A 23,020-nucleotide genomic window follows, 5' to 3' on the forward strand; every position below is an offset into this window, starting at 1 on the left:
CAAGCGACGCGGGTCAGCAATATGGCCATGGTTGAGCAACGCCACCCGCCTCTCCGGCGGATGCGCAAGTCGCGCCTTCTCCGACCAGGCGCTGGTATCGCGTTCCGCGGCATCGCACGGCGCGAGTTCCTGCGTTTCTTCCATCAGCGGGAACGGTTCTTTGCGGCGCTGGTGCGGCCGCTGGTCTGGCTGTTCATTTTTGCGGCAGGATTCCGGTCGGTACTCGGACTATCGATCACGCCGCCGTACCAGACCTATGTTCTTTATGAAGAATATGTCACGCCCGGTCTTTGCGGGATGATCCTGCTATTTGCGGGAATGCAGTCGTCGCTTTCGATGGTGTATGACCGGGAAACGGGGGCGATGCGGACGCTGCTGGTCAGCCCTTATCCGCGCTGGTTCCTGCTCGGATCAAAGCTCTTCGCTTCCGTTCTGGTGGCGACCCTTCAGGTCTATGCCTTTCTGCTCATCGCCTGGTTTTGGGGGATCGAGCCACCGCTCTGGGGGTATGTCGCGGTCTTTCCGGCGTTGGTCCTTGCTGGTCTGATGCTGGGATCACTGGGATTGTTTATCTCCTCAGCCATCCGTCAGCTTGAGAATTTCGCGGGTGTGATGAACTTCGTGATCTTTCCCATGTTCTTTGCCTCAACCGCGCTTTACCCGCTCTGGCGGATGCGGGATGCAAGTGTCCTGCTGCACGATATCTGCGCGCTGAACCCGTTCAGCCATGCCGTCGAACTGATCCGATTTGCACTTTACGGCCGGTTCGACCCCATGTCCTTCTGGGTGGTGCTGGGCTGTTTCGTGATCTTCTTCGGCGCGACTGTTTTCATGTATGATCCGGCCAAGGGCCTTTGGCGTGGCCGGGGAAAGGGGGGAGCATGATCCGCTGGATCGCCGCCGTCTTCTGTCTTGCGGGCACACCCGCGCTTGCCGCCGGGCCGGTGGACCCGGATTGGCCCTGCATTCAGCGCCGGGTGCCGCATTTGTCGCTTGGCCAGGTCTGGTCCGGGCCACTGCCGGACGCCGCAGCGATCGAGCGGTCCCAGAGCGCAGAGATCCGCGATCTGGCCCGTGTCATTTCGCTGCGCAGGACCGATCTGAAGGAGGCGGGGGAAGCGATCGAGAGCTTTGCTCCGGGCCGGTCGGTGACGGATCTGACGGCGCTCATGCTGGCCACGTTCCGAGATATTGATGCCACGCGCGACCGTGTGATGAGCGGTATTACGCGTTATGCCCACAAGCAGGAGGCGCTGGATCAAGAGATCAACGCATTGCGCCACGCCTTCGACACGGCAAATAGCACCGAGCCAAAGGATTTCGACCGCCTCGATGCGCTGGAGACGCAGATCGACTGGGCGACGCGGGTATTTCGCGATCGGCAGCAATCCCTGACCTATGTCTGCGAGACACCGGTCATCCTGGAGCAGCGGGCCTTTGCGCTCGGCCGCCTCATCGCAGCCCGTTTGGCGGAGTGACGCGCCTGCTACGACGTTGCCGGCTCAACCTGTCCTCAAGGCTGGCGCTTGCGGCCGCAACGCTCGCTCTGCTCACTGTCGCGGCGGCTGGGCTCGCGCTTTATGGTCTGGACCGGACGGCGCGGCTTGCGGCGGAGGCCATGGCGGCACAGCGGCGATTGGAGGCCTACGCGACCTATTCGGGTCGGGTGAACGAATGGACGCTCTCGTTGATGTCCGGTGCGCCGACCAGCGATGCGGGTGTCATCGCCGCGCTCGACACGCTTGACGCGCTGACGGAGGAGGATATCGCGGCGGCGCAATCGGAGGCGGAAGCCGCGGAGCGGACGCAAGGCCATGTGCCCGCCCGGCTCCGTGCGCAATTCGGGCAGTTGTCGCGGAGCATGACGCAATCCGCCCGCGGTGCGGCCAGCGTGACGGCGGCGCAGATTTATGCCGCTTCTGCCCCCGCGATCATCGGCCAGCAGATCGCGCGGGAGGTGGAGCGCCGCGATCAGGCGCTTTCCCAGATGGAGACCGCCCGGCGCGGGATGCGACGCGGCGCCATCGGGATCGGCATCGCGGCGCCGCTCGTGCTCGGAGTGCTCTATCTCGCCATCCTCCGCCCCCTGTTCAGCCGGCTCCGGCGCGCGAGCCGGGCAGCAGAGCGGCTGGTGGCGGGGGACGCAGCGGGGGAAGGCTACGGGCATGACGAGCTTGGCCTGCTGTTCGCGCGGCTTCGGCAGATGGCCGCCCGGCTTGACCGGCGGCGACTGGCGCTCCTGCGCGACCGCGAGCGGCTGGGCCAACTGGTGAAGGAGCGGACGGTCGAGCTTTCGCGTGCCAATGACCGGCTCGAGGCGGCCGACCGGCAGCGTCGGCGTTTTTTCACCGATGTGAGCCATGAGCTACGCACGCCGCTTACCGTGATTCTGGGGGAGGCGGAGCTCGGCGCGCAGCTGGGCGATCAAGAGTCACGCGCTGCCTTTGCCACGATAGAGGCGCGAGCCCTGCGGCTTTTCCGGCGGATCGAGGATCTTCTTCGGATCGCGCGTTCGGAGAGCGGGCAGCTCGAATTGCGGCAGGAGCAGGTAGACCTGTCCCGCGTGGTGGCCATGGCCATCGCCGATCTTCAGCCTCTTGCCCAGCGGGGAGGGCTGGCGATCGTCACCAATGTCCCGTCCCTTGCCGTTGCCGCCGACCCGGACTGGCTGCGGCAGGTCATCTCCGGCATCGTGGAGAACGCCGTCAAGTATGCCGGACGCGGAGCGACGCTCACGATCCGCGGGGCGGTGGCGGGGTCGATGGCGGCGCTCACCCTGTCCGACGACGGTCCCGGCATGCTACCGGAGTTGCGGGCACGCCTTTTTGACCGGTTCGTGCGGGGGGGCGAGGCGCCCGGCTTCGGTGTGGGGCTTGCACTTGCGGCCTGGGTGGCAGAGGCTCAGGGCGGCGGGCTGGACCTCCTGCCCGCGACGGAGCCTGGCATGGGTCTGCGCCTGACCCTGCCGCTCTGGAAGGAGGAGACATGACGCGCATCCTGATCGTGGAGGACGATGCCGACATCGCCTCCCTGCTGGCGCGCGGGTTGGGCGCCGCAGGGCATGCCACCGACTGGGCTGAGACGCCGGAGGCCGCAATGGACAGGCTCGGCGGGACGGATTACGACGCGGCGATCATCGACATGATGCTGGGCCATGAAAGTGGTGCGGCCCTGCTGAGCGACATACGCGCGCGCGGTCACCGGCTGCCAGCCATCATGCTCTCCGCGCTTTCGCGCGTGGAAGAGCGGGCGGAGGGTCTTTCGGCCGGTGCGCAGGATTATGTCGTCAAACCCTTCCAGATGAGCGAGCTGCTGGCGCGGCTGGAGGTGCAACTCGTCCGGGCCGCACCGCGGATGGAGCCAATGCGCCTCGCGGGGCTGTCCTATGATATCGCCGCTCGCACCGTCACTGGGGGTTCCCGTTCTGTCTTGCTGACCGAGCGGGAGGGTGAATTGCTGGCCTATCTGCTGACGCATCCGGGCGAGGTGTTGAAAAGGGCCGAGATTTTCGATGCGCTCTGGGCGCCGTTGGGCGGTTCGACAGAGAATGTCGTGGATGTCTATCTGGGCTATCTCAGAAGAAAGCTAGGTAATTTCGCCGAATATGGGCTTGCCCTTCGAACCATGCGGGGGCGGGGATTTGTGCTGACGTTGGAGGATGAATGAAGCTCTATCTCGCGCGAGCGATGACCCGTATGGTTGCCGGACTGGCCGCTGCAACCCTGCTGACGCTGACTGTGCAGGCTGGGGCCCTGTCGGATGCCGTGCTGGCACCCGGCGGCTTTGCCGGCGCAGAGAGTGGCGTTCTGCTGACCTACAGCCATACCCGCACTCTGCCCCCGAGCGCAGCCAGGAGCAACCTCGTCGACACGCGTGTCTGGCTGCAGTCCGATCCGGGTGAGCACGGGCCCGTCCTGTCACTCTTTCAGGAGAGTGATGGCAAGGCCCGCCCCATTGCGGCCTTTCCGGCGCAGGGCGCGAACCCGGTGCTGCTCTATTATCTGGAAGGCGTCGTGCATGCGATGGCGGAAGCGACGGGAGGCAGTCCCTTCTACATCCGCAACCGTATCAGGGACGCGCTCGTCATGGCTCCTGCGGGAGAGGTGACGGATGGCCGTGTCACCGCGGTCGTCACCCCTTTTGCGCGTGACCCCAACCGCGCCCATATGGGCAGCTTCGGGGATCTGACGCTGACCCTTACCTATCCGAGCGCTGCGCCGACCCGGCTTCTCAGCCTTTCGGCGGATACACCGGGCGGGGACACGGGCTATCATGACACGATGCATCTCATGGGGGAGTGACAGATGCGCCCGTCCTTTATTCTCGCGCCCCTCGCGCTGACGTTGACGGCCGGAGCGGCGCCAGTGCTGAACGATTATCCGACAAATGCCCGCGCGGAGTATGTCTTCGCCTGCATGGCGACGAACGGCCAGACGCAGGTTTCGCTCGAGAAATGCTCGTGCTCCATTGATGAGATCGCCCAGATCGTTCCCTATGATCGTTATGTGGAGGCGGAAACTGTGTTGCGCATGCGTCAGACCACGGGCGAGCGCGCCGCGCTGTTTCGCGGTAATGCACCCACGACGGCACTTGTGGCAGAGCTGAGGCGCGCGCAGGCCGAGGCAGAGATGACCTGCTTCAATTGACCGCGACGGAGCCTTGCACTCGCGCGCGTCTCCCTGAAAGGGGATGGGTTTCGTTGAGGAACCCCGCCCACATCGCGAGATTTTCGGCACGATATCGCCATGGAGTCGTCGGTCTTTCGCCGGATCAATTTTCGTGGGCGCCGCTCTGTCGGGGAACGCATGAGGCCCTTGCATCAGACACTCGACGGGTGATGTTCTTGTCGCTCAACTCAGGAATGCGCTCTCGTCATCTCCCTTGACCGTGGCTTGTCGGCGACCGTCTTTCTGGACGTCAGCTGTTTCCAAGTAGCGGCTTTTGCGTGCTGTCCATCGTGCCCGCGATGACAAGGCGGATCGGTCCGGTCTGCGAGCACATGTGTCTGTTTTCGGCACCTGTGCTTGGCATGTCTGCGGCGGCACGGCAGATGGGGCCTTATCTGTCCATGCCGGACGGGTGGCGTGCTTCCAGCAAGTCATGTTGTTCAGCCAGCCGCGTAGCGGAACTGCACCGATCGTTCGGGAGGCAATTGGAAGGGGCCATGCGAAGGTGCCGTGACGGGCGCCGGCTGAGGCCTGTTCGCCTGCCCGTTGAGCCTGATGGCGAGCGGCCAGAGGATACGCCGCAGCATCCAAGATGACGTCTTGCGCCTGCAAAGCAACCGAAAGTAAGCGGCGCGCGACAGGTATAGACGACGTCAGAGCCTCCTCGTGAACATGGACGGGAGGGGTGGAGGATAAGGGTAAGAACGGCGGCATCTCGGTTCGGCGCCTGACGTTTACGCCCGGTACGCCCGCGGAACGCCCTCGCCCCTCCGAATGTGCGGCTCATCGTCCGGCTTAGCAACGAAGGAGGCGCTGCGGCGCTCGCGGACCGACCCTCTCCCCTCTGATCAAGCGTCCTGCAACGGGTCAGAATCGGGAAATCCCGATACAAGACGATGCCGGGGTAACGGCCTATTTCTCTCCGGTTGCGATCTGCGTCGGGCGGGCGTTGCGGTCGAAGCGATAGAACAGGTTGGGTTCGGAGACGATGTAGATCTCTCCTTCCGGTCCCACGGCGACACCTTCCGCCTGCGGAATGGTTTCTGTGAGGCCGTGCCAACCCTGCCACAGCGGCATGACGGAGACCGGCGTTCCATCAGGCCGATATTCGGAGAGAGTGCCCGTCATCTCGCTGAGCAGCAGAAGGTTGCCGGTTTCCCGGTCCTGTGTGATCGACGAGAGATCGCCCACCGCATGGCCAAGGCTATGGCCAGGTTTCCATTCCCGGATATCGACGGCCAGCGGCTCGCCTGCTGCCGCGCGCTCAAGCCCGGTGATCTCCAGCACCCGGACGGGCAGCATCTCCTGTGTCACCAGCAGGCGCCGGTTCACCGCATCCCAATCGAGCCCTTCGATCCCCATGTTTCCGAAAAGACCAAGGTTGAGCACGGTACCTGCGGTGCCGGACAGGTCGAGTTCCGTGGCGCCGACGGGAAGGTCAAACAAGACGATCCGTTGCCGGCCCTCCTCCGCCAGCGCAAAGAGGGTGCCCTCGATATATGCGATGCCCTCCGGATCGGCGATCCCTTCCAGCGGTATGCGGCGCAAGAGTTCCCCTGTCAGCGACAATTCCACCAGCTCTGCCGGACGATTTATCACGCCGAAAAGCGTCATCGTCTCAGCGTTGAAGGTCAGCCCGGAGAGGTTGTCTCGAACGCCCGCAACAGGCGCTCCCTGAACTGCGGCTCTGTAGTCGGCAAGCCAGAGCGATGCCTCCGGCTCCTTCGTTCCCCGCTGATCGAGGAGCTGGAACGCTGCTCCGGCAAGCCCGCTCATCCAGAGCCAACCGCTCGCCCCGAGGAAAGCAAGAAGCGTAATGAAAGCGGCAGCGCGGATAGCTCGTTTCCCCGGCCATTGTAAGGAGGCGCGCGGATAGAGATACGAGTGGTCGGTCATGCTCTGTCCCAATGCGTCGGATATCTGTCCGATCTTCTGCCCGCGTCTCCTAACAGACGGGAACATCTCTGTCGCGGGCAATAGCCGTGCTTGCGCAGCATTCCCTCCGCAGACGTCCGGGAGATGTCGAGACGCGTACGGGATCATGACAAATGCGACTGGCCTTGCTGCGGGCGGAACAGCTAGGGTCGCCCAGGCTAAGGAACCGGGGGCGAAGATGGACATGATGGGACGGCTGGTCGCCGTAGTCGGCGGCGCAATGGTCTGGGCGCGGCGGCGCGATACGCCTGACACGCAGGCGACGGGTGCTGCCCCCCGGATCCCCGTCGCACGGAAACAGGGATTGATGACCCTGAAGATGCCCACCGCGAGGGGATGGGAACAAGGCAGGACCCCCACGCCCGCGGCAGGGCTGAAGGTCAACGCCTTTGCGACCGGACTTGCTCATCCGCGGTGGATCGAGGTGTTGCCCAATGGCGATGTGCTGGTGGCCGAGGCATTGCAGGAACCGCGCCCGCCGCATGGCTTCATGGACCGGGCAACGCAGGCGACGATGCGCCGTGCAGGCGCGGTGGGGAAAAGCGCGAACCGCATCAGTCTCTGGCGGGATGAGGACGGTGATGGCGTGGCGGAGGTGCGGGAGATATTTGTGGAAGGGCAGCGACAGCCTTTCGGCATGGCCGCGACGGAAGACACTTTCTATGTGGGGAATACCGACGGGATCGTCGCCTTTCCCTATCGGCAGGGTCAGCGGCGGTTAGAGGGCCCCGGGCGGCGCATCGTGGAATTCAAGCCGGGCGGCCACTGGACGCGGAGCCTCCTGCTCTCTGCAGATCGAAAGAGGCTGTATTGCGGCGTGGGCTCGCTCTCGAATATCGGTGATGAGGGAATGGCTGTAGAGAAGGGCCGTGCGGCGATATGGGAGGTTGACCTCGCCAGTGGCAACGCGCGGGTCTTTGCCTCCGGTCTCCGTAATCCTGTGGGGATGGCGTGGGAGCCGGAGACGGGTTCCCTCTGGACAGTGGTGAACGAACGGGACGGGCTGGGTGACGAAACACCGCCCGATTACCTCACTTCCGTTCGGGAGGGTGGCTTCTATGGCTGGCCCTACAGCTATTGGGGGCAGGTCGTGGATGATCGTGTGCCCCAGGATGCGGCTGCGGTTGCGAGTGCTGTACGGCCAGATTACGCGCTCGGTGGTCACACCGCCTCGCTCGGGCTGTGCTGGGTGCCGGAAGGGACGCTGCCGGGCTTGCCTTCCGGAATGGCCATCGGGCAGCACGGCTCTTGGAATAGAGCGAAATTAAGTGGTTACAGGCTTATCTTCGTGCCGTTTGAGAACGGAAAACCCAGCGGCGAACCGCGTGATCTGCTGACAGGGTTTCTGTCGGAAGACGAAAGGTTTTCCTTCGGCCGTCCCGTTGGCGTCGCCCTCGGACCGGATAGGAAGTCGCTTCTGCTGGCCGATGACGTCGGCAATGTCATCTGGCGCGTTTCCGGCGCCTGATAACCCCCGAACGAAAAAGGAGGGCCGGATGGCCCTCCCGTTCTCAGCCGTTCCGCTGCTTGCCCTTTGGCGCGCCGTAGCCGGGCTTCGCGCGTTTCGGGGTGTATTTCGCCTCACCCCGCGGGCGCTCACGATCACCGGGCGCGGTGCTGCGGGGCTTGCGCGTCTCACCATCACCGCCGGGCTTGTCAGTGTAGGACTGTCCGCCGAAGGACTTGCCGCCGTAGGGTTTCTCCGGGCGGTCCTTGTCGGCGAAGCGGGGCTTGGCGAAGCTGCGCGGTGCCCGATCGTCGCCGCCGGGTTTCCTGTTGAACTTGCGCTCGCCAGTGCCCTCATCACTTGAGTTGCGCTCCCGCGAATAGGGCTTCTTGCCATAGGGTTTGTCGCTCTCGCCCTGCGGTCGCTCGTCGTTATACGAGCGGTCCTTGGCAAAGGTGCGCTCCTTGGGCTTACCATAGGGTTTGTCGCTCGGGCGACCGGGTTTGCCTGCGAAAGTCCGCGGACGCGGCGCGGGCAGCTCCGGCACGCCATCCGTCGCTTCCAGAAGGATCTCCTCGGCAATCTCGCGATCGGGGCCGAGGGTGGCAAGGAAGTGGTCCACCGCCTCCAGAGCGATCTCCACGAAGGTTTCCTCGTCGCCGATGCGGATGGCGCCAATCTCCTTGCGGGTCACGCCGCCAGCATCGCAGATCTTCGGCATCAGCCACTTCGGATTGGCGTTGCGATCCCGTCCGATGGACAGGCGGAACCAGCGGCTCGGGCCGAAGCTCTGGGCTTGCCGTTCGCGCGGGGTCACGGAGAGCAGCTCTTCGGGGGCGGAGCGCTGGCCCTGCCACAGGCGGAGGACAGCCAGCGCCAGCGCTGCCGGTTCCCGCTCGGCAAGCAGTTGCTCGAGCGCGCGGGCCTCAGCCTCTGTCGCCTCCTCCGCCCAGACCGGGTCGGCAAGAAGCCGCGATTCATCACGCTCCCGCACGGCATCGGCAGAAGGCGCAGCTTCCCATTCGGCGCGAAGTTTCGCCGCCGCAAGCAGTCGCTCCGCCTTGCGGCGGGAACGCGGGGGTACGATCAGGGCAGAGAAACCCTTGCGCCCGGCGCGGCCGGTACGACCGGAACGGTGCAGAAGGGTTTCCTCGTTCATCGGGAGTTCCGCATGAATGACGAGGTCGAGGTTCGGAAGGTCGATCCCGCGCGCAGCCACATCCGTAGCCACGCAGACCCGTGCACGGCCGTCGCGCATCGCCTGCAGCGCATGGCTCCGCTCGCCCTGCGACAGCTCACCCGACAGAGCGACCACGGCGAACCCCCGGTTCGACAACCGCGTGACCAGCCGCGAGACGGCAGCACGGGTATTGGCGAAGATGATGGTGTTCGGCGCTTCGTGGAAACGAAGCAGGTTGGTGATCGCATTCTCCTCGTCATGCTCGGCCACGAGCACGGCGCGGTAGTCGATGTCGCTGTGCTGACCGCCGGTCGTCTGCACGGAGATCCGCTGCGCATCACGCTGATACTCGGAGGCGAGCGTCGCAATGGCACGAGGCACGGTGGCAGAGAAGAGCAGGGTCTGGCGGTCGGTGGGCGCCGCTTCGAGGATGGTTTCCAGATCCTCGCGGAAGCCCAGGTCGAGCATTTCGTCGGCCTCGTCCAGCACCACGGCCCGCACGGCAGAAAGATCGACCGATCCGCGACGCAGATGGTCGCAAAGGCGCCCCGGCGTGGCGACAAGGATATGCACGCCGCGTTCCAGGGCGCGACGTTCCCCGCGCATGTCCATCCCGCCCACGCAGGAGGCCAGCACGGCGCCTGCACCGGCGTAGAGCCATTCGAGTTCGCGCTTCACCTGCAGCGCAAGTTCCCGCGTCGGCGCAATGACGAGGGCCAGCGGCGCCTCCGCGATGCCGAAACGTTCATCCTCGCCCAGAACGGTCGGGGCGATGGCAAGGCCGAAGCCCACTGTTTTGCCCGAGCCGGTCTGCGCAGAGACAAGCAGGTCAAGCCCCCGGAGCGACGGCTCGGTGACGGCCTCCTGCACCGGAGTAAGTGTGGTGTATCCGCGCGCGTCGAGTGCGGCGAGAAGAGACTGTTTCACGCGAGAGTGTCCGAGTTCCAGAGAAGCGGAGGGGGCTCCGGCTGCAGGCCATCCCGGCCCGCCGCCTCCCGAGCCCCGGCAAAGCGAAGTTGGTTGCATACAGAATACGTAGTGAATGGTAAAGCAAAATCGTGCCTGCTGCGTCAAAACGCGCGACATCATCATCCACAGGTTGCGTATGGCCACCTCGTCGCGTGCTGACCAAGGAAGACTGGGCCTGCGGGCGCTTTCAACCAGCCAAAACGGGAGATCCCGCGATCGGAGCAGGCAGTCAAAAATCCGCAACGACTCAGGATACGCGCTGTTTCGCTGCGTCGCCTTAAGGTAATTTGTATCTTGGGGAAGAATACTGTCGCTTGACGGAGCAGGCTTCTCAGGACAGGAAACGCGTTCATGACGGTTTTCTGGAACCGATTTCCAAACAGGGAGAGAAACATGTCCACGCGTGATCTTCTGGTTGCTTCGGCACTCGCGCTGGTGATGGGAGCGGGGGCGGTCTCGGCGCAGATGGTGCTGAACCGCGGCAATGACACGGATCCATCCTCGCTCGACCCGCATCAGACCTCCACGGTTTCGGAAAGCAACGTGCTTATCGATTTGTTCGAGGGGCTGCTCGTTTTCAATGCGGCCGGCGAAGCGGTGCCGGGGATGGCGGAGCGCTGGGATATCTCTGACGACGGACTGACCTACACGTTCCATCTGCGCGACTCGAAATGGTCGAATGGCGATCCGGTTACGGCGGATGACTTCTCCTTTGCCTATCACCGCATCATGGATCCGCAAACGGCGGCGGGCTACGCCTCCATCCTGTTTTCGATCAAGAATGCCGAGCAGGTAGCTGGTGGGAAGATGCCGCTTGACCAACTTGGTGTGAAGGTCATCGACCCGAAGACGCTGGAGATCACGCTTGAGGCGCCGACGCCTTATTTCCTTGAGCTTCTCACCCATCAGACCGCCTTGCCACTGCACCGAAAATCGGTGGAGGCGCTCGGCAACCAGTTCACCCGCCCGGGCAATCTGGTAAGCAATGGCGCGTTCAGACTGGCTAGTTTTACTCCGAATGCGCAACTCGTGATGGAGAGAAATCCCGGCTATTACGATGCCGCGAATGTCAAGATTGATCGGATCAATTACATCCCGTTCGAAGACCGCTCCTCCTGCATCCGCCGCTTTGAGGCTGGGGAGGTGCATATCTGCTCCGATGTGCCTGCCGAACAGATGGATTATGTGCAGAAGAAGCTGACACAGGAGCTGCGCATCGCGCCCTATCTCGGGGTCTATTACCTGCCGGTCAAAGGTGCGCCGGACAGCCCGCTCAAGGATGCACGGGTGCGGAAGGCGATCTCTCTGGCGATTGACCGGGACTTCCTTGCCAATCAGGTCTGGGCCGGGACCATGTTGCCAAGCTACACTTTTGTTCCTCCGGGTATCGCCAACTATGTCGAAGGCGGCGTAACGGTTGATTATGCCACCGAAGACCTGTTCGACCGCGAGGATGAGGCGAAGGAGCTGCTCGAAGAGGCGGGTGTGGCTCCTGGCAGCCTGACGGTGGAACTGCGCTACAACACATCCGAGAACAACAAGAATACGATGGCGGCCATTGCCGACATGCTGAAGAACATTGATATCAACGCGCGGTTGAACGAGGTCGAGGGCACGACCTACTTCAACTACATGCGGGAGGATGGGCCTTTCGACATCTCGCGTGCGGGCTGGATCGGGGACTACAACGATCCGCAGACCTTCCTCATGATCAACATGGGCAACACGCCGTTCAACTATTCGCGCTGGAAAAGCCCGGAATATGACGCGCTGATGAACAAGGCGGCCGACACACTCGATCTTGGGGAGAGGGCCAAGGCTCTTGCCGAGGCAGAGACGCTTTTGCTGGATCAGCTTCCGGTCATCCCGATCCTCTCCTATTCCTCCCGGGCGCTGGTCTCGACCAAGATCGGCGGATATGAGGACAACCTGATGGACAAGCATCCGACGCGCTGGATGTCGGTCGACTGACCCGGAGGGGCGATTGCGCCCTTCGCCGTCGGTGGCCATGTGCGACACCGACGCGGATTGACGCTGCTTCCCGCATGTGACATCGGCAGCCTCCAGACAGGCTGCCGATTTCGGTCAGGCCCGGTCGTAGCGATTCTCTGGACGATACGCCGTCCTCTCTCCTTCGTGTCAGTGGTGGGCCGCAGCGGTTCGGGCTGGCTTTTGCATCAGGGCGGCCCCGACGGGCTGTCCCGCTCTCTCGGGAAACCAACCGATGCTCGGATATACCTTGCGCCGGGTCGTGAGTGCGGTGCCGACGATTTTCATCATCGTCACGCTCACCTTCTTCGCGATCCGCATCGCTCCGGGGGGACCGTTCGACCTGGAACGTCCGCTCGACCCACTGATCCTTGCAAACCTTCAGCGCGCCTATAATCTCGACGCGCCGCTCTGGCAGCAGTATCTGAACTATCTCGGTAACCTGTTACACGGTGACCTCGGGCCGAGCTTCACGCGCCGCGATTTCACGGTGAATGACCTGTTTGCGCAAGGGTTGCCCGTTTCCATTCTGCTGGGATCACTGGCGCTCACCATAGCGGCGGTGCTTGGAACGTTCCTCGGCGCGATTGCGGCCCTTCGTCAGAACTCGTGGATCGATAACGGCATCGTGGCGGTCGCGACGCTCGGGATCACCACGCCGACCTTTGTTGTTGCGCCGCTGCTCAGCCTGCTGTTCGGTGTGATCCTTGGTATCCTGCCCGCTGGCGGCTGGAGCGGCGCGAACCCGGCGTACTGGATCCTGCCGGTCGCGACGCTCGCCCTGCCGCAGGTGGCGGTGATTGCCCGACTCGTGCGCGGGGCGACGGTCGAGGCGCTTCGCGCAAACCATGTGCGGACCGCGCGCGCCTATGGCTTGCCTACGCGCGTGGTCGTCGGAGTCCACGCCCTGCGTGCCGCGATGCTACCCACGGTGAGCTACCTCGGCCCCGCAGCGGCAAGCCTGCTCACCGGATCGGTGGTGGTGGAGACGATCTTCGGCCTTCCCGGCATCGGGCGATACTTCGTTCAGGGCGCGCTTGGCCGTGACTACACGCTCGTCATGGGGACGGTGGTGGTGATCGCGGTCTTTGTCGTGATCTTCAACCTGCTTGTCGACCTCGCCTATGCTTGGCTCGACCCGAGGGTGCGCTATGACTGACACTGACATGAACACTGCACCCGTTACGACGAGCCGGTCGCTCTGGCAGGATGCATGGTTGCGGCTTCGCAAGAACCGCACGGCCGTAGCGAGCCTCTTCGTGCTGATCTTTCTGGCGCTAGCGGGGATTTTCGGTCCGATGCTGTCGCCACATTCCTATACGCAGATCTATCAGAATTACGTGCGCGTGCCGCCGAGCCTTGAGGCCTATCCCCGCGCGGATGCGATCCTGCCCGCCTTTGAAGGGCTGATGAGCCGCGCGCGGATCGAGGGCACACCGGAGCTTTCTGGCGACACCGTATCGGTGGAACTGACCGCGACCACGCCGATCGACGAGCGCGTGCTGCGCTATTTCCAGCGCTCGGACCTGTTCACCCAGCCTCAACTCACGCTGTCGGAAGACGGGTTGAGCGGCACTCTCTCCGCGCATGTCGAGCGGAGCTATTTCCTGCTGGGGACCGACAACCTCGGGCGCGACATGCTCTCCCGTATCCTCATCGGGGTCAGGATCTCGCTCGCCATCGGGCTGTTGGCTTCCGGCATGGCGCTGATCGTAGGCGTGACCTACGGGTCGATCTCCGGCTATCTGGGCGGGCGCGTGGACAACGTGATGATGCGGATCGTGGACATCCTCTATTCGCTGCCGTTCATCTTCTTCGTTATCCTTCTTCTCGTATTCTTCGGACGAAGCCTGTTCATCATCTTCGTCGCCATCGGGGCGACCGAATGGCTGGATATGGCGCGGATCGTGCGGGGTCAGACGCTGAGCCTCAAACGTCGGGAGTTCGTGCAGGCGGCGGAGGCGATGGGGGCCAGCAAGGCAGGGATTCTCAAACGGCATATCATTCCGAACGCGCTTGGGCCGGTCATCGTGTTTGTGACACTACTTGTTCCAAAGGCCATTCTGGCGGAGAGCCTGCTGTCCTTCCTCGGTCTCGGGGTGCAGGATCCGATGACCTCCCTCGGGCTGCTGATCTCCGAAGGCGCCGCCAACATGCGGGGTGCTCCGTGGCAGCTTTTCGGACCGGCCATTACCCTCACCGCCATACTGTTCGCGCTGAACTTCCTCGGCGACGGGCTGCGCGATAGCCTCGATCCAAAGGAGCGCTGACATGTCCGAAACCATCCTTTCGGTCCGTGATCTCCGCGTAACCTTCCAGACGAACGACGGCCCGGTTCAGGCGGTGAAGGGGGTGAACTTCGACCTGAAATCGGGCGAGACTCTGGCCATCGTGGGGGAGTCCGGCTCGGGCAAAAGTCAGACCACCATGGCCCTCATGGGGCTGCTGGCCGCGAACGGCACGGCCAGCGGCAGCGTCCGTTATCGCGGGCGAGAGATCCTGAATCTGCCGGACCGGGAGTTGAACCGGATTCGCGGCGCCAAGATTACCATGATCTTTCAGGAACCGATGACCTCGCTCGACCCGCTCTACAGGATCGGGGATCAACTTGCGGAGCCTTTGAAATACCACGGCGGCCTGTCTCGTCGTGCCTCGCGCCCGCGGATTCTGGAGTTGCTGCGGCTTGTCGGCATCCCGGAGCCGGAGCGGCGCATCGACAGCTATCCACATGAGCTTTCGGGCGGGCAGCGTCAGCGAGTGATGATCGCGATGGCGCTGGCCAATGATCCCGACATCCTCATTGCGGACGAACCCACCACCGCGCTCGACGTGACCATCCAGGCACAGATCCTGGAACTGCTGGCGGATTTGCAGCGACGGCTGGGCATGGCGATCATCTTCATTACCCACGATCTGGGCATCGTGCGCCGGTTTGCGGACCATGTGGCCGTGATGCGGCAGGGAGAGGTCGTGGAGGATGGGACTGCCGAGGCGGTTTTCACCGCCCCCCGCCATCCCTACACGCGGATGCTGCTGGATGCCGAACCCGACGTGCAGAAGCTGCCGCCCCCAGGCACGGCGCCGGTGCTGCTGAGCGGCGAGGATGTGTCGGTGACCTTTTCCGTTGGCGGCGGTCTGCTGGCGAAGCCGCATCTCGTGCGCGCGGTTCGGGGCATTTCCGTCGCTTTGCACGAGGGGCAGACCATCGGGGTCGTCGGCGAATCCGGTTCGGGCAAGTCCACGCTGGGGCGAGCACTTCTGCGGCTGGTGGAGAGCGAGGGGCGCGTTGCCTGGCTCGGGAAAGAACTTCCCCGCACGGTTGAGGAGATGCGGCCCTATCGTCGGGAACTGCAGCTGGTATTCCAGGATCCGTTCGGCTCCCTTTCCCCCCGCATGACGGTCGGTCAGATCGTCACGGAGGGCCTGCTGATCCATGAACCACAGCTCTCCGCCGCGGACCGCAGGCGTCGTGCGGGTGAGGCACTGGCGGAAGTCGGTCTCGATCCCGCCATGCGCAACCGCTATCCGCACGAATTCTCCGGGGGTCAACGGCAGCGGATTGCCATTGCACGAACCATGATCCTGCGTCCGCGTGTCATCGTCCTCGATGAGCCGACGAGCGCGCTGGACAGGTCCGTCCAGAAGCAGATTGTGACGCTGCTGCTTGATCTGCAGCAGAAGCATGATCTGTCCTACTTCTTCATCAGCCATGACCTCGCCGTCGTACGAGCGGTGGCGGATTACATCCTGGTCATGAAGGACGGCGAGGTTGTGGAGGAAGGTTCGACCGAGGCGGTTTTTGACGCGCCGCAACAGGAATACACGCGAAATCTGATGGAGGCCGCGCTTTCCACCAAGCGATTCCGGGAAGAAGCGGAAACCGCCTGAGCGAGGGTCAGCCGCAGCTGTCGCCTACCCAAAGGCGGAGCGGCGGGCCCGCCTGCCTGCCAAGTTCGTGGCACTCCTCCATTGTGCAGAACAGCCAGCCCCCCGGTGTCTCGCCGGAGGCGGCAAGCACGACCTCGCGTTGGGCGGGGATATGGGGGGTGTAGCGCCAGCCTTGCGTGGTTCGCAGGGCGTCGTCCGGGATTTCCATGCCTGCACCCGGCCCCTGCACCTCCGCCTCAATCAGGCGGAGGGCTGTTTCAGTCACTTCCCAGCGCTCGTTCCAGCGGGTGCGGGCAACGGAATGGGTCCAGCTCAGCGTGAAGTGGTCCGTGGCAAAGGCGAGCACCGCTCCCGCCACGGCAACGCAAAGCATCAGGCGACCGCCCCGTCACCCGACCGTGCAACGCGAAGACGCTGCACGATCACCACCAACGCGGCAATGGCGAGGCCCGCCACGTCCGTCTCCACCGTCGGCAGCACGAGCAGCACGCCGCCGAAGAAGGCGATCAGACGCTCCCACCACTGCGCCCGCATGAACAGGAAACCGACCACGGCGACACCCCAGAGTCCGACCGCCACAGCCGCCTTGAAGGTGACGAACATGACTTCCGCCCAATAGCCGAAGGTCTCCGCGAAGAAGGAACCGGGGTAGGGGTCCTGTAGCATGAGTGCGGGGGAATAGACGGCGATGAACGGCATGATGAAACCGGCGATGGCAAGTTTTGTGGCGTCGATGGAGATCTTCAGGCCCGAGGTTTTGGCCATCGGTGCCGCCGCAAAGCAGGCCAGCGCGACGGGAGGCGTCAGGTCGGCCATGATGCCGAAGTAGAACACGAACATGTGGCTGACGATCAATGGAACGCCGAGCTGTTCCAGGGCTGGGCCGGCAAGGGAGGAAGTTATGATGTAGTTCGGAATTGTCGGGATCCCCATGCCAAGGATCAGGCAGGTGATCATCACGAGCACGAGCGACAGGAACAGGTTGTGTTCCCCGATCTTCAGCACGGCGCCGATGAAGGTGGATGCGATGCCGGTCAGCGTCAGTGTGCCGATGACGATGCCCACGATCGCACAGGCTGCCGCCACGGGAAGCGCGTTCCTTGCGCCAAGAGCCAGTGAATCCCTGACGATGACGAGCGCTCCTCGCGCGCCTTTCAACACGAAGCAGCCGATGAGCAGCGCGCCGATCACCAGCAGCAGCAGGTTGACGCCATACTTCAGGAAGGCGGCGGAGGCGATGCCGACAGCGATCCAGAAGGCTACCCGGAAGGCGAACGGCCCGATGGTTGCCGCGATCGCGGTGCCAAGGATGAGAACGACGACCAGAGCCAATCCCATGGAGCCGGCGAAGATCGGCGTGTAATCCGCGAAGAGGAGATAGACGAGCGCGCCAAGGGGAATGAACAGGGCCCATTGCTTCTTCACCGCCTGCCAGGGGCTGGGAAGCTCACTCTTGGGAAGGCCCATCAGCTTGTGTTTGCCGGCTTCCAGATACACCGCCCAGAAGCAGGTGCCGAAATACATTGCCGCGGGGATTATCGCGGCGCGAACGATGTCGCCATAGGGAACATTCAGCGTCTCCGCCATGATGAATGCCACCGCGCCCATGATCGGCGGCATGATCTGACCGCCCATGGAGGAGGTCGCTTCCACCCCGCCCGCAAAAGAGGATCGAAAACCGAATTTCTTCATCAGCGGAATGGTGAACTGCCCCGATGCGACCACGTTGGCGACCCCGGAGCCTGATACGGTGCCCATCAGCGCGGAGGAGAGCGTGCACACTTGTGCTGCGCCCCCCCGCCAGTGGCCGACCAGACCAAGCGCCACGTCGTTGAACAGATCGAGCATGCCCGCGCGTTCGAGGAAGGCGGCGAAAACGACGAAGATGAAGATGTAGGCTGACGACACGTAGATGGGCGAGCCATAGATGCCTTCTGTGCCGAAGGCGAAGTGCTCGATCAGGATTTCCCAGTCATAACCCCGATGGCCGGCGGTGCCGGGTAGATACTGTCCGTAGGCGCAATAGCTCAGGAACACGCAGGCGATGATGAAAAGCGGCCAGCCCATCAGACGCCGCGCAAGCCAGAACACCAGCACGAGAAGGATCACCCCCATCGTCAGGTCCATCGGCGTAAGGAAGTTGGACCGCATGATGATGTCGCGGTAGAAGACCCAGTTATAGAGGCCGGTGCAAAAACCGACGGCGCCAAGCAACCAGTACGCGCGCCGCGCCATCGGCGTCTTTGTCAGCAGATTGCCGATCAGCACGAAGCCCAGCAACAGCAGAAAACCTACATGCATCGCCCGGACGATCTGGCTGGGAAGCGTGCCATACATCGCCACCCAGATCTGGAAGAGCGAGAATGCGAAGGCAATACCATAGGCGATCTTGCCGGGAATACCCTCGCCAAAACCGGCGGGAAGGCCCTCTATCTGTTCTTCTGCGGTGTGGGTGGGGGGCGGTGCGGCGGAAACATCGGTCACGGAGCGCTCCTTCAAATGCAATGGCAGAGGAGATGTCCCCATCCCCTCGCCAGATGGTCACGCGTTGGAGATCAGTTCAGAACGCCGATTTCACGGTAGTATTTTTCTGCACCCGGATGGAGCGGGATCGGCAGATCCTGGACCGCCTTCGCCGGGTCCAGGGCCGCGGCCGCGGAATGTGCGGCCTTCAACTTGTCGATGTTTTCAAACATCAGCTTGGTCATCGCATAGACAGTGTCGTCCGAAACCTTGTCGGAGGTGACGAGGATATTGGTAACCGCCGCTGTCGGTACATCCGCGTCCTGACCGTCATAGGTGCCTGCGGGGATGACGGTTGCAGTGTAGGGCGGGCCGATTTTCTCGACCACCGCTGCGGGGATGGCGACGATCGTGATGTCGTGGGTGGTGGCGAGATCCTTGATGAAGGCAGCCCCCAACCCTGCCGATTGGAGAGTGGACTGAAGCTGGCGGTTCTTGATGAGTTCCGCGGATTCGGAAAACGGCAGGAACTCCACCCGGCCCATATCGTCATAGGACATATCGGCAGCCTTGAAGATCTCTCGCGCATTGAGTTCCGTGCCCGAGGCGGGGGCGCCGACCGAAATGGTCTTGCCCTTCAGGTCTTCGAGCGAGGAAATCCCGGCCGATTTTTCGGCAACAATCTGAATATAGTTGTCATAGATACCGCCGATCGCGCGCAGGTTCTTCAATTCCGCCTTGAAGCCCGCATCCTTATCTCCCTTCCACCCGGCCACCACGGAATCCCCGAGCGCAAAAGCCACTTCCCCCCGGCCCGCGGAGAGAAGGTTGAGGTTTTCAACCGAAGCCTTTGTGGCCTGGACCTGCGTCCGAGCGCCGTCGATGCCGCCGGCATACAGCTCTGACAGAGCGACGCCGAGCGGGTAATAGACGCCCGAAGTCCCCCCGGTGAGCACGTTGATGAACTCAGCCTTGGCAACCGGCGCGGTCATACCAAGGCCGACGACGCCGAAAGCGGCGCCCGCGATAAGACGGGACATCATGGACATTTGGTTCCTCCCCCAAAAGTGATCTTCGGAGAGTGGAAGGGAATGGCTCATGGGAGAAATGTTTTCTGTAGGATAAAGTATAGCATCAGATATACTGATTATGATATTGAAAAATAATAATATTACTCATGATGGCTTCTGCTGGGATGTCATGAAGAGCTGGCGGATTATTGCCAGATGAACTGTGTCGGGCAAAGAACCGCTCGCCTTACCGCTCCCGCAGGCCATAGCGCGCAATCTTTTCGTTGAGCGTGCGGCGGGGCAAACCCAGCCGTTCCGCGGCGCCAGCGGATGATCCGCCGGACTGGGCGAGGGCCTCCATGATGAGAGAGGCTTCAAATTCCGCGACTTTCTGCGCAAGCGGCAGCCCAGCCTCGATATCGCGTTCCGGCCCGGGCGCATTTCCGGCGCGGAAGCCTAGCACCTGCCGTTCCGCGGCGGTTTGAAGCTGCGTCAGATTGCCGGGCCAGCGCCGCACCGTCAGCATTTCGAGATCCCCCGCGCCGGGCGTCGGCTCCGGTCTGCGGAAACGGCGGGCGGCCTCCATCAGGTAATGCGCGTAGAGAAGCGGAATGTCTTCGGGTCGCTCCGACAGAGACGGGAGGAGAACCTCAGCCGTGGTGAGGCGGAAATAGAGATCCCGGCGGAACCGCCCCTGTTCCAACAGGACGGACAGATCCGCGGAGGTCGCGGCGACGAGGCGCACATCCACGGGCCGCGAAACGTTGTCGCCGACACGGGTGAAGGTTCTATCCTGAAGAAATCGTGCGAGCCGAGCCTGCAATGCAGGCGAGAGAGCCTCCACTTCGCTCAGGAAGATCGTGCCGCCGTTGGCGAATTCAAACCTCCCCTGTCGTGCAGTGGGAGGATTGCCGCCGCGCTCCTGTCCGAACAGTTCGGCTTCCAGAGCGGCTTCCGGAATGGCTGCGCAATCCAAAGCGACAAAGGGACGTCGCGCGCGCGCCGACAGATCATGGACAAGCCGAGCAAAATCCTCTCGCCCGGTGCCCGGCTCCCCCTTCAGGAGCATATCCACAGGCACATCGGCGAGGCGCAGGGCCATATCACGCAGATGCGCAACCTGTGGCGAGCGACCGATCAGCCTCTGTTCAACGACCCGTCGCTGGCTCTGCGGTGCGCGGAGTTGAACGAGTTCCCGCCGAAGAAGGCGCCACTCCACCGCGCGTTGGGTCACCGCGGCGAGATATTCGGCGGCACATGGCTTCTCTATGAAGTCGTGCGCCCCATCCCGCATGGCCGCTACTGCCACGGGGATGTCGGCGTGGGCGGACATCAACACGACGGGCAGATCGGGTTCCCGCGCGCGAAAAGCGGCCATCAGCGCGTCGCCCGTCAGGCCGGGCATTCGGAGGTCTGTGATCACAGCATCGGTGCGGGCGAGGTCGATCTCCTCCAGCGCGCGGAGCGGGTCTGTCCATGTTTCGACGGTGAAACCCGATGTTTCGAGCCAGTCGGCCACGGCGGCGCACAACTCCGCCTCATCGTCCACGAAGGCCACGTGCCCGCGCGTCATCCCCGGTCTCCTTCGTCGAGCCCTTCGGCATCGGCGGCTGGCAGGTGAATGGTCACCAGCGCTCCCGTTCCTGCCGGGTGGTTGGCAAGGGAAAGTTCGCCCTGCATCTGCTCCAGCAGGGATTGCACGATCGACAGGCCGAGGCCAAGACCCTGTCCGCCGATCTGCCCTGGATCGCCGGTGACGAACGGCTCAATCAGCCCCTCCGCTCCGGGCGGCAGACCGGGGCCGGTATCGGTGATCTCGATACGCACGCCCTTGCGATCAGGGATGGCTGAGAGGCAGACGCGCCGCGGCTCGGGGCTGCGGCCTGTGGCGTCTATCGCGTTCAACAGCAGGTTGGTCAGTACCTGTTCCAGTCGCGGACCATCCCCCCGCACTGACGGCATGGGGGTATCGGGCAGCACGAGTTGGACACTCAGCTCTCGCGCGCGGGGTGTCACGATCTCAACAGCGGTCGCCAATACGGGCGCCAGCGGCACAGTTTCGGGCGGAACGGAAACCTGCCGCCGCCCGAAGCTCCGCAGGCGGGAGGCGACGCCCTGTAGCCGCCCGACCATTCCCCGCGATCGTGCCAAAGCGCTCGCAAGCCGTTCACGCCGCCCGGCATCCCCATGGGCCTCGGCGGCCGCGAGGTTGTTGTCTAGCGCAGAAAGGGACTGCCCGATCTCATGCACGATGGCTGTCGACATTCGCCCGAGTACCGCAAGCTTGGCGGCGTGGACCAGACGCTCATGGGTTTGCAGCAGCTCCTCCTCCGCCCTGCGGCGTTCCTCGACCTCGGCGGCAAGTTCGCGTGTTCGTGCCTGAACACGTGCCTCAAGGTCTGCTGCCTGCCGGAGCCGGATGCGTATGAGCTGTCTCCGCTGCCTCAGTACCACCGCTCCAGCCGAGACGAGCGCGCCAAGGCTTCCCGTGATCAGCGCCGCCAGCAAGGCGCTGCGCCATGCCTCCTCCGTTGGCAGCGCGACGAGAAGCGTCCAGTCCGTGCCCTGCACGGGGCCTGTGTGAATGCGCAGCTCCCCCGCTTCGGGATGAGTGAGCGTAAGGCCGGAAATTGGCAGCGGTTCTGCCCTTGAGAGGAGCGTGGAGGGATAGCGCCGCTCTGCCTCGATCCGCGAGATGTTCTCACTCCCCAGCGGCGAGAGCGGGCGAAACCGCCAGGCGGGTTGCGATGCAAGAAAAACCATGCCGTCTGGGTCTGCCACGGCTGTCATCTCTCCCGCCCGCGCCCAGGCGATCTCGAGCGCGCCGAGTTCCATCTTGGCGACCGCGACGCCGTTCGTCGCCGCGTCGAGCCGGGCAGACAGGAAGGCACCCGGCCGCCCGGTGGTAACACCCACGGCATAGTACTGTGCCATTCCGGCCACCAGGGCATCCCGGAAATACGGTCGAAAACTGTAATCCATCCCCAGAAAGCTGCCCGGCTCGTTCCAGTTGGAAGCTGCAAGGGTAATTCCGTCTGACCCGATGAGGTATAGTTCGTCGGCCCCCGTTACCCCCCGCGCCGCCTTAAGATAGGAGTTGGCGGCAGCGACGGCCTGAGCGTCCTCCGGCGCAGCCAGAACCGCGCGAAGGCGGGGGTCTTCCCCCAGAATACGGGGCAGGTAGCGGAGCCGCTCGATCTCCGCTGTCAGCCCGTCTGCGGTGATGGAGTGCCGATCCGCGAGCGATCTGTCCAGCGCCGCGATACCCCGCCGGTAGCTTTCCCTTCCCGCAAGGGCCGTGGCCGCCAGAGTGGCAACAACCGCCAGAAAAAGTCCGGGGGACATTGCCGCACGTGGAATCGGCAGGGCAAAGGGTGGGGCAGGGATGATGCTCATCGGACCACTTTAGCGACGCCGCGGCATCACGTCATGCGGGCATCGGGGTGAAAGCGGGGGCCCGCGTCACTATCTG

At 63.5% G+C, this 23,020-nt stretch carries 18 protein-coding genes; 11 read left to right on the top strand and 7 right to left on the bottom strand.

All coding sequences use genetic code 11. The annotated features are described in order from the left end of the window. The first annotated feature begins 60 nt into the window (after nt 1-60). From CN97_RS11540 to CN97_RS11565, 6 genes are read left to right on the top strand one after another with little or no spacing between them, the layout of a single operon-like run. Complete coding sequence (locus CN97_RS11540) at nt 61-885, top strand: ABC transporter permease (RefSeq protein WP_035711507.1); 825 nt, start codon at nt 61-63, stop codon at nt 883-885. Next, nucleotides 882-1,478, top strand: a complete 597-nt coding sequence (locus CN97_RS11545) for a hypothetical protein (RefSeq protein ID WP_035711508.1) — start codon at nt 882-884, stop codon at nt 1,476-1,478. The genes CN97_RS11540 and CN97_RS11545 overlap by 4 nt, the downstream gene beginning before the upstream one ends. Next, nucleotides 1,475-2,989 (top strand): sensor histidine kinase, encoded by a 1,515-nt coding sequence (locus tag CN97_RS11550; protein ID WP_035711510.1) that lies wholly within the window; start codon nt 1,475-1,477, stop codon nt 2,987-2,989. Before CN97_RS11545 ends, CN97_RS11550 begins: the two co-directional genes overlap by 4 nt. Continuing rightward, nucleotides 2,986-3,666 (top strand): response regulator transcription factor, encoded by a 681-nt coding sequence (locus tag CN97_RS11555; protein ID WP_035711512.1) that lies wholly within the window; start codon nt 2,986-2,988, stop codon nt 3,664-3,666. The genes CN97_RS11550 and CN97_RS11555 overlap by 4 nt, the downstream gene beginning before the upstream one ends. Beyond that, nucleotides 3,663-4,301 carry a hypothetical protein gene (locus tag CN97_RS11560; RefSeq protein WP_051911186.1) on the top strand — a complete coding sequence of 213 codons (639 nt, stop codon included), beginning with the start codon at nt 3,663-3,665 and terminating at the stop codon, nt 4,299-4,301. The genes CN97_RS11555 and CN97_RS11560 overlap by 4 nt, the downstream gene beginning before the upstream one ends. Nucleotides 4,302-4,304: 3 nt before the next feature. Then, nucleotides 4,305-4,646 (top strand): hypothetical protein, encoded by a 342-nt coding sequence (locus CN97_RS11565; protein WP_035711514.1) that lies wholly within the window; start codon nt 4,305-4,307, stop codon nt 4,644-4,646. A gap of 933 nt (nt 4,647-5,579) precedes the next feature. Here the strand turns inward: CN97_RS11565 and CN97_RS11570 are convergent. Then, nucleotides 5,580-6,563 carry an SdiA-regulated domain-containing protein gene (locus CN97_RS11570; RefSeq protein ID WP_051911187.1) on the bottom strand — a complete coding sequence of 328 codons (984 nt, stop codon included), beginning with the start codon at nt 6,561-6,563 and terminating at the stop codon, nt 5,580-5,582. A gap of 217 nt (nt 6,564-6,780) precedes the next feature. On the opposite strand from CN97_RS11570, the gene CN97_RS11575 reads away from it, so the two are divergent. Further along, a complete protein-coding gene (locus CN97_RS11575; protein ID WP_035711517.1) occupies nt 6,781-8,070 on the top strand; it encodes a PQQ-dependent sugar dehydrogenase in 1,290 nt (429 codons plus the stop codon). 43 nt (nt 8,071-8,113) lie between these two features. On the opposite strand, the gene CN97_RS11580 is transcribed toward CN97_RS11575, so the two are convergent. After that, nucleotides 8,114-10,156, bottom strand: coding sequence for a DEAD/DEAH box helicase (locus tag CN97_RS11580; protein ID WP_035711519.1), 2,043 nt, complete (start codon nt 10,154-10,156; stop codon nt 8,114-8,116). A 435-nt stretch (nt 10,157-10,591) separates the two neighbouring features. Between CN97_RS11580 and CN97_RS11585 the strand changes: the two genes are divergently transcribed. From CN97_RS11585 to CN97_RS11600, 4 genes are all read left to right on the top strand, one after another. Continuing rightward, complete coding sequence (locus CN97_RS11585; RefSeq protein ID WP_035711521.1) at nt 10,592-12,169, top strand: peptide ABC transporter substrate-binding protein; 1,578 nt, start codon at nt 10,592-10,594, stop codon at nt 12,167-12,169. Between the two features lie 253 nt (nt 12,170-12,422). Next, the gene (locus tag CN97_RS11590) at nt 12,423-13,346 is read left to right on the top strand and encodes an ABC transporter permease subunit (RefSeq protein ID WP_035711523.1); all 924 of its coding nucleotides are present in this window, start codon (nt 12,423-12,425) and stop codon (nt 13,344-13,346) included. Then, a complete protein-coding gene (locus CN97_RS11595) occupies nt 13,339-14,457 on the top strand; it encodes an ABC transporter permease (RefSeq protein WP_035711525.1) in 1,119 nt (372 codons plus the stop codon). The genes CN97_RS11590 and CN97_RS11595 overlap by 8 nt, the downstream gene beginning before the upstream one ends. Before the next feature lies 1 nt (nt 14,458). After that, a complete protein-coding gene (locus CN97_RS11600) occupies nt 14,459-16,075 on the top strand; it encodes an ABC transporter ATP-binding protein (protein WP_035711526.1) in 1,617 nt (538 codons plus the stop codon). Between the two features lie 7 nt (nt 16,076-16,082). Here the strand turns inward: CN97_RS11600 and CN97_RS11605 are convergent, their stop codons facing one another. The 5 genes from CN97_RS11605 to CN97_RS11625 form a co-directional block, all read right to left on the bottom strand. Continuing rightward, nucleotides 16,083-16,448: a DUF1850 domain-containing protein gene (locus CN97_RS11605; protein ID WP_088217037.1), complete on the bottom strand. Its 366-nt coding sequence runs from the start codon at nt 16,446-16,448 to the stop codon at nt 16,083-16,085. Further along, nucleotides 16,448-18,559, bottom strand: coding sequence for a TRAP transporter permease (locus CN97_RS11610; protein ID WP_035711528.1), 2,112 nt, complete (start codon nt 18,557-18,559; stop codon nt 16,448-16,450). Before CN97_RS11610 ends, CN97_RS11605 begins: the two co-directional genes overlap by 1 nt. Before the next feature lie 71 nt (nt 18,560-18,630). Then, a complete protein-coding gene (locus CN97_RS11615; protein WP_051911210.1) occupies nt 18,631-19,578 on the bottom strand; it encodes a TAXI family TRAP transporter solute-binding subunit in 948 nt (315 codons plus the stop codon). 217 nt (nt 19,579-19,795) lie between these two features. Beyond that, on the bottom strand, nt 19,796-21,121 hold the full coding sequence (locus CN97_RS11620) for a sigma-54-dependent transcriptional regulator (RefSeq protein ID WP_035711532.1): 1,326 nt from the start codon (nt 21,119-21,121) through the stop codon (nt 19,796-19,798). Further along, the gene (locus CN97_RS11625) at nt 21,118-22,944 is read right to left on the bottom strand and encodes a sensor histidine kinase (RefSeq protein ID WP_051911188.1); all 1,827 of its coding nucleotides are present in this window, start codon (nt 22,942-22,944) and stop codon (nt 21,118-21,120) included. Before CN97_RS11625 ends, CN97_RS11620 begins: the two co-directional genes overlap by 4 nt. Between the last annotated feature and the right edge of the window lie 76 nt (nt 22,945-23,020).

Origin of the sequence: Haematobacter massiliensis, assembly GCF_000740795.1 — a bacterium.
GTDB lineage: Bacteria > Pseudomonadota > Alphaproteobacteria > Rhodobacterales > Rhodobacteraceae > Haematobacter > Haematobacter massiliensis.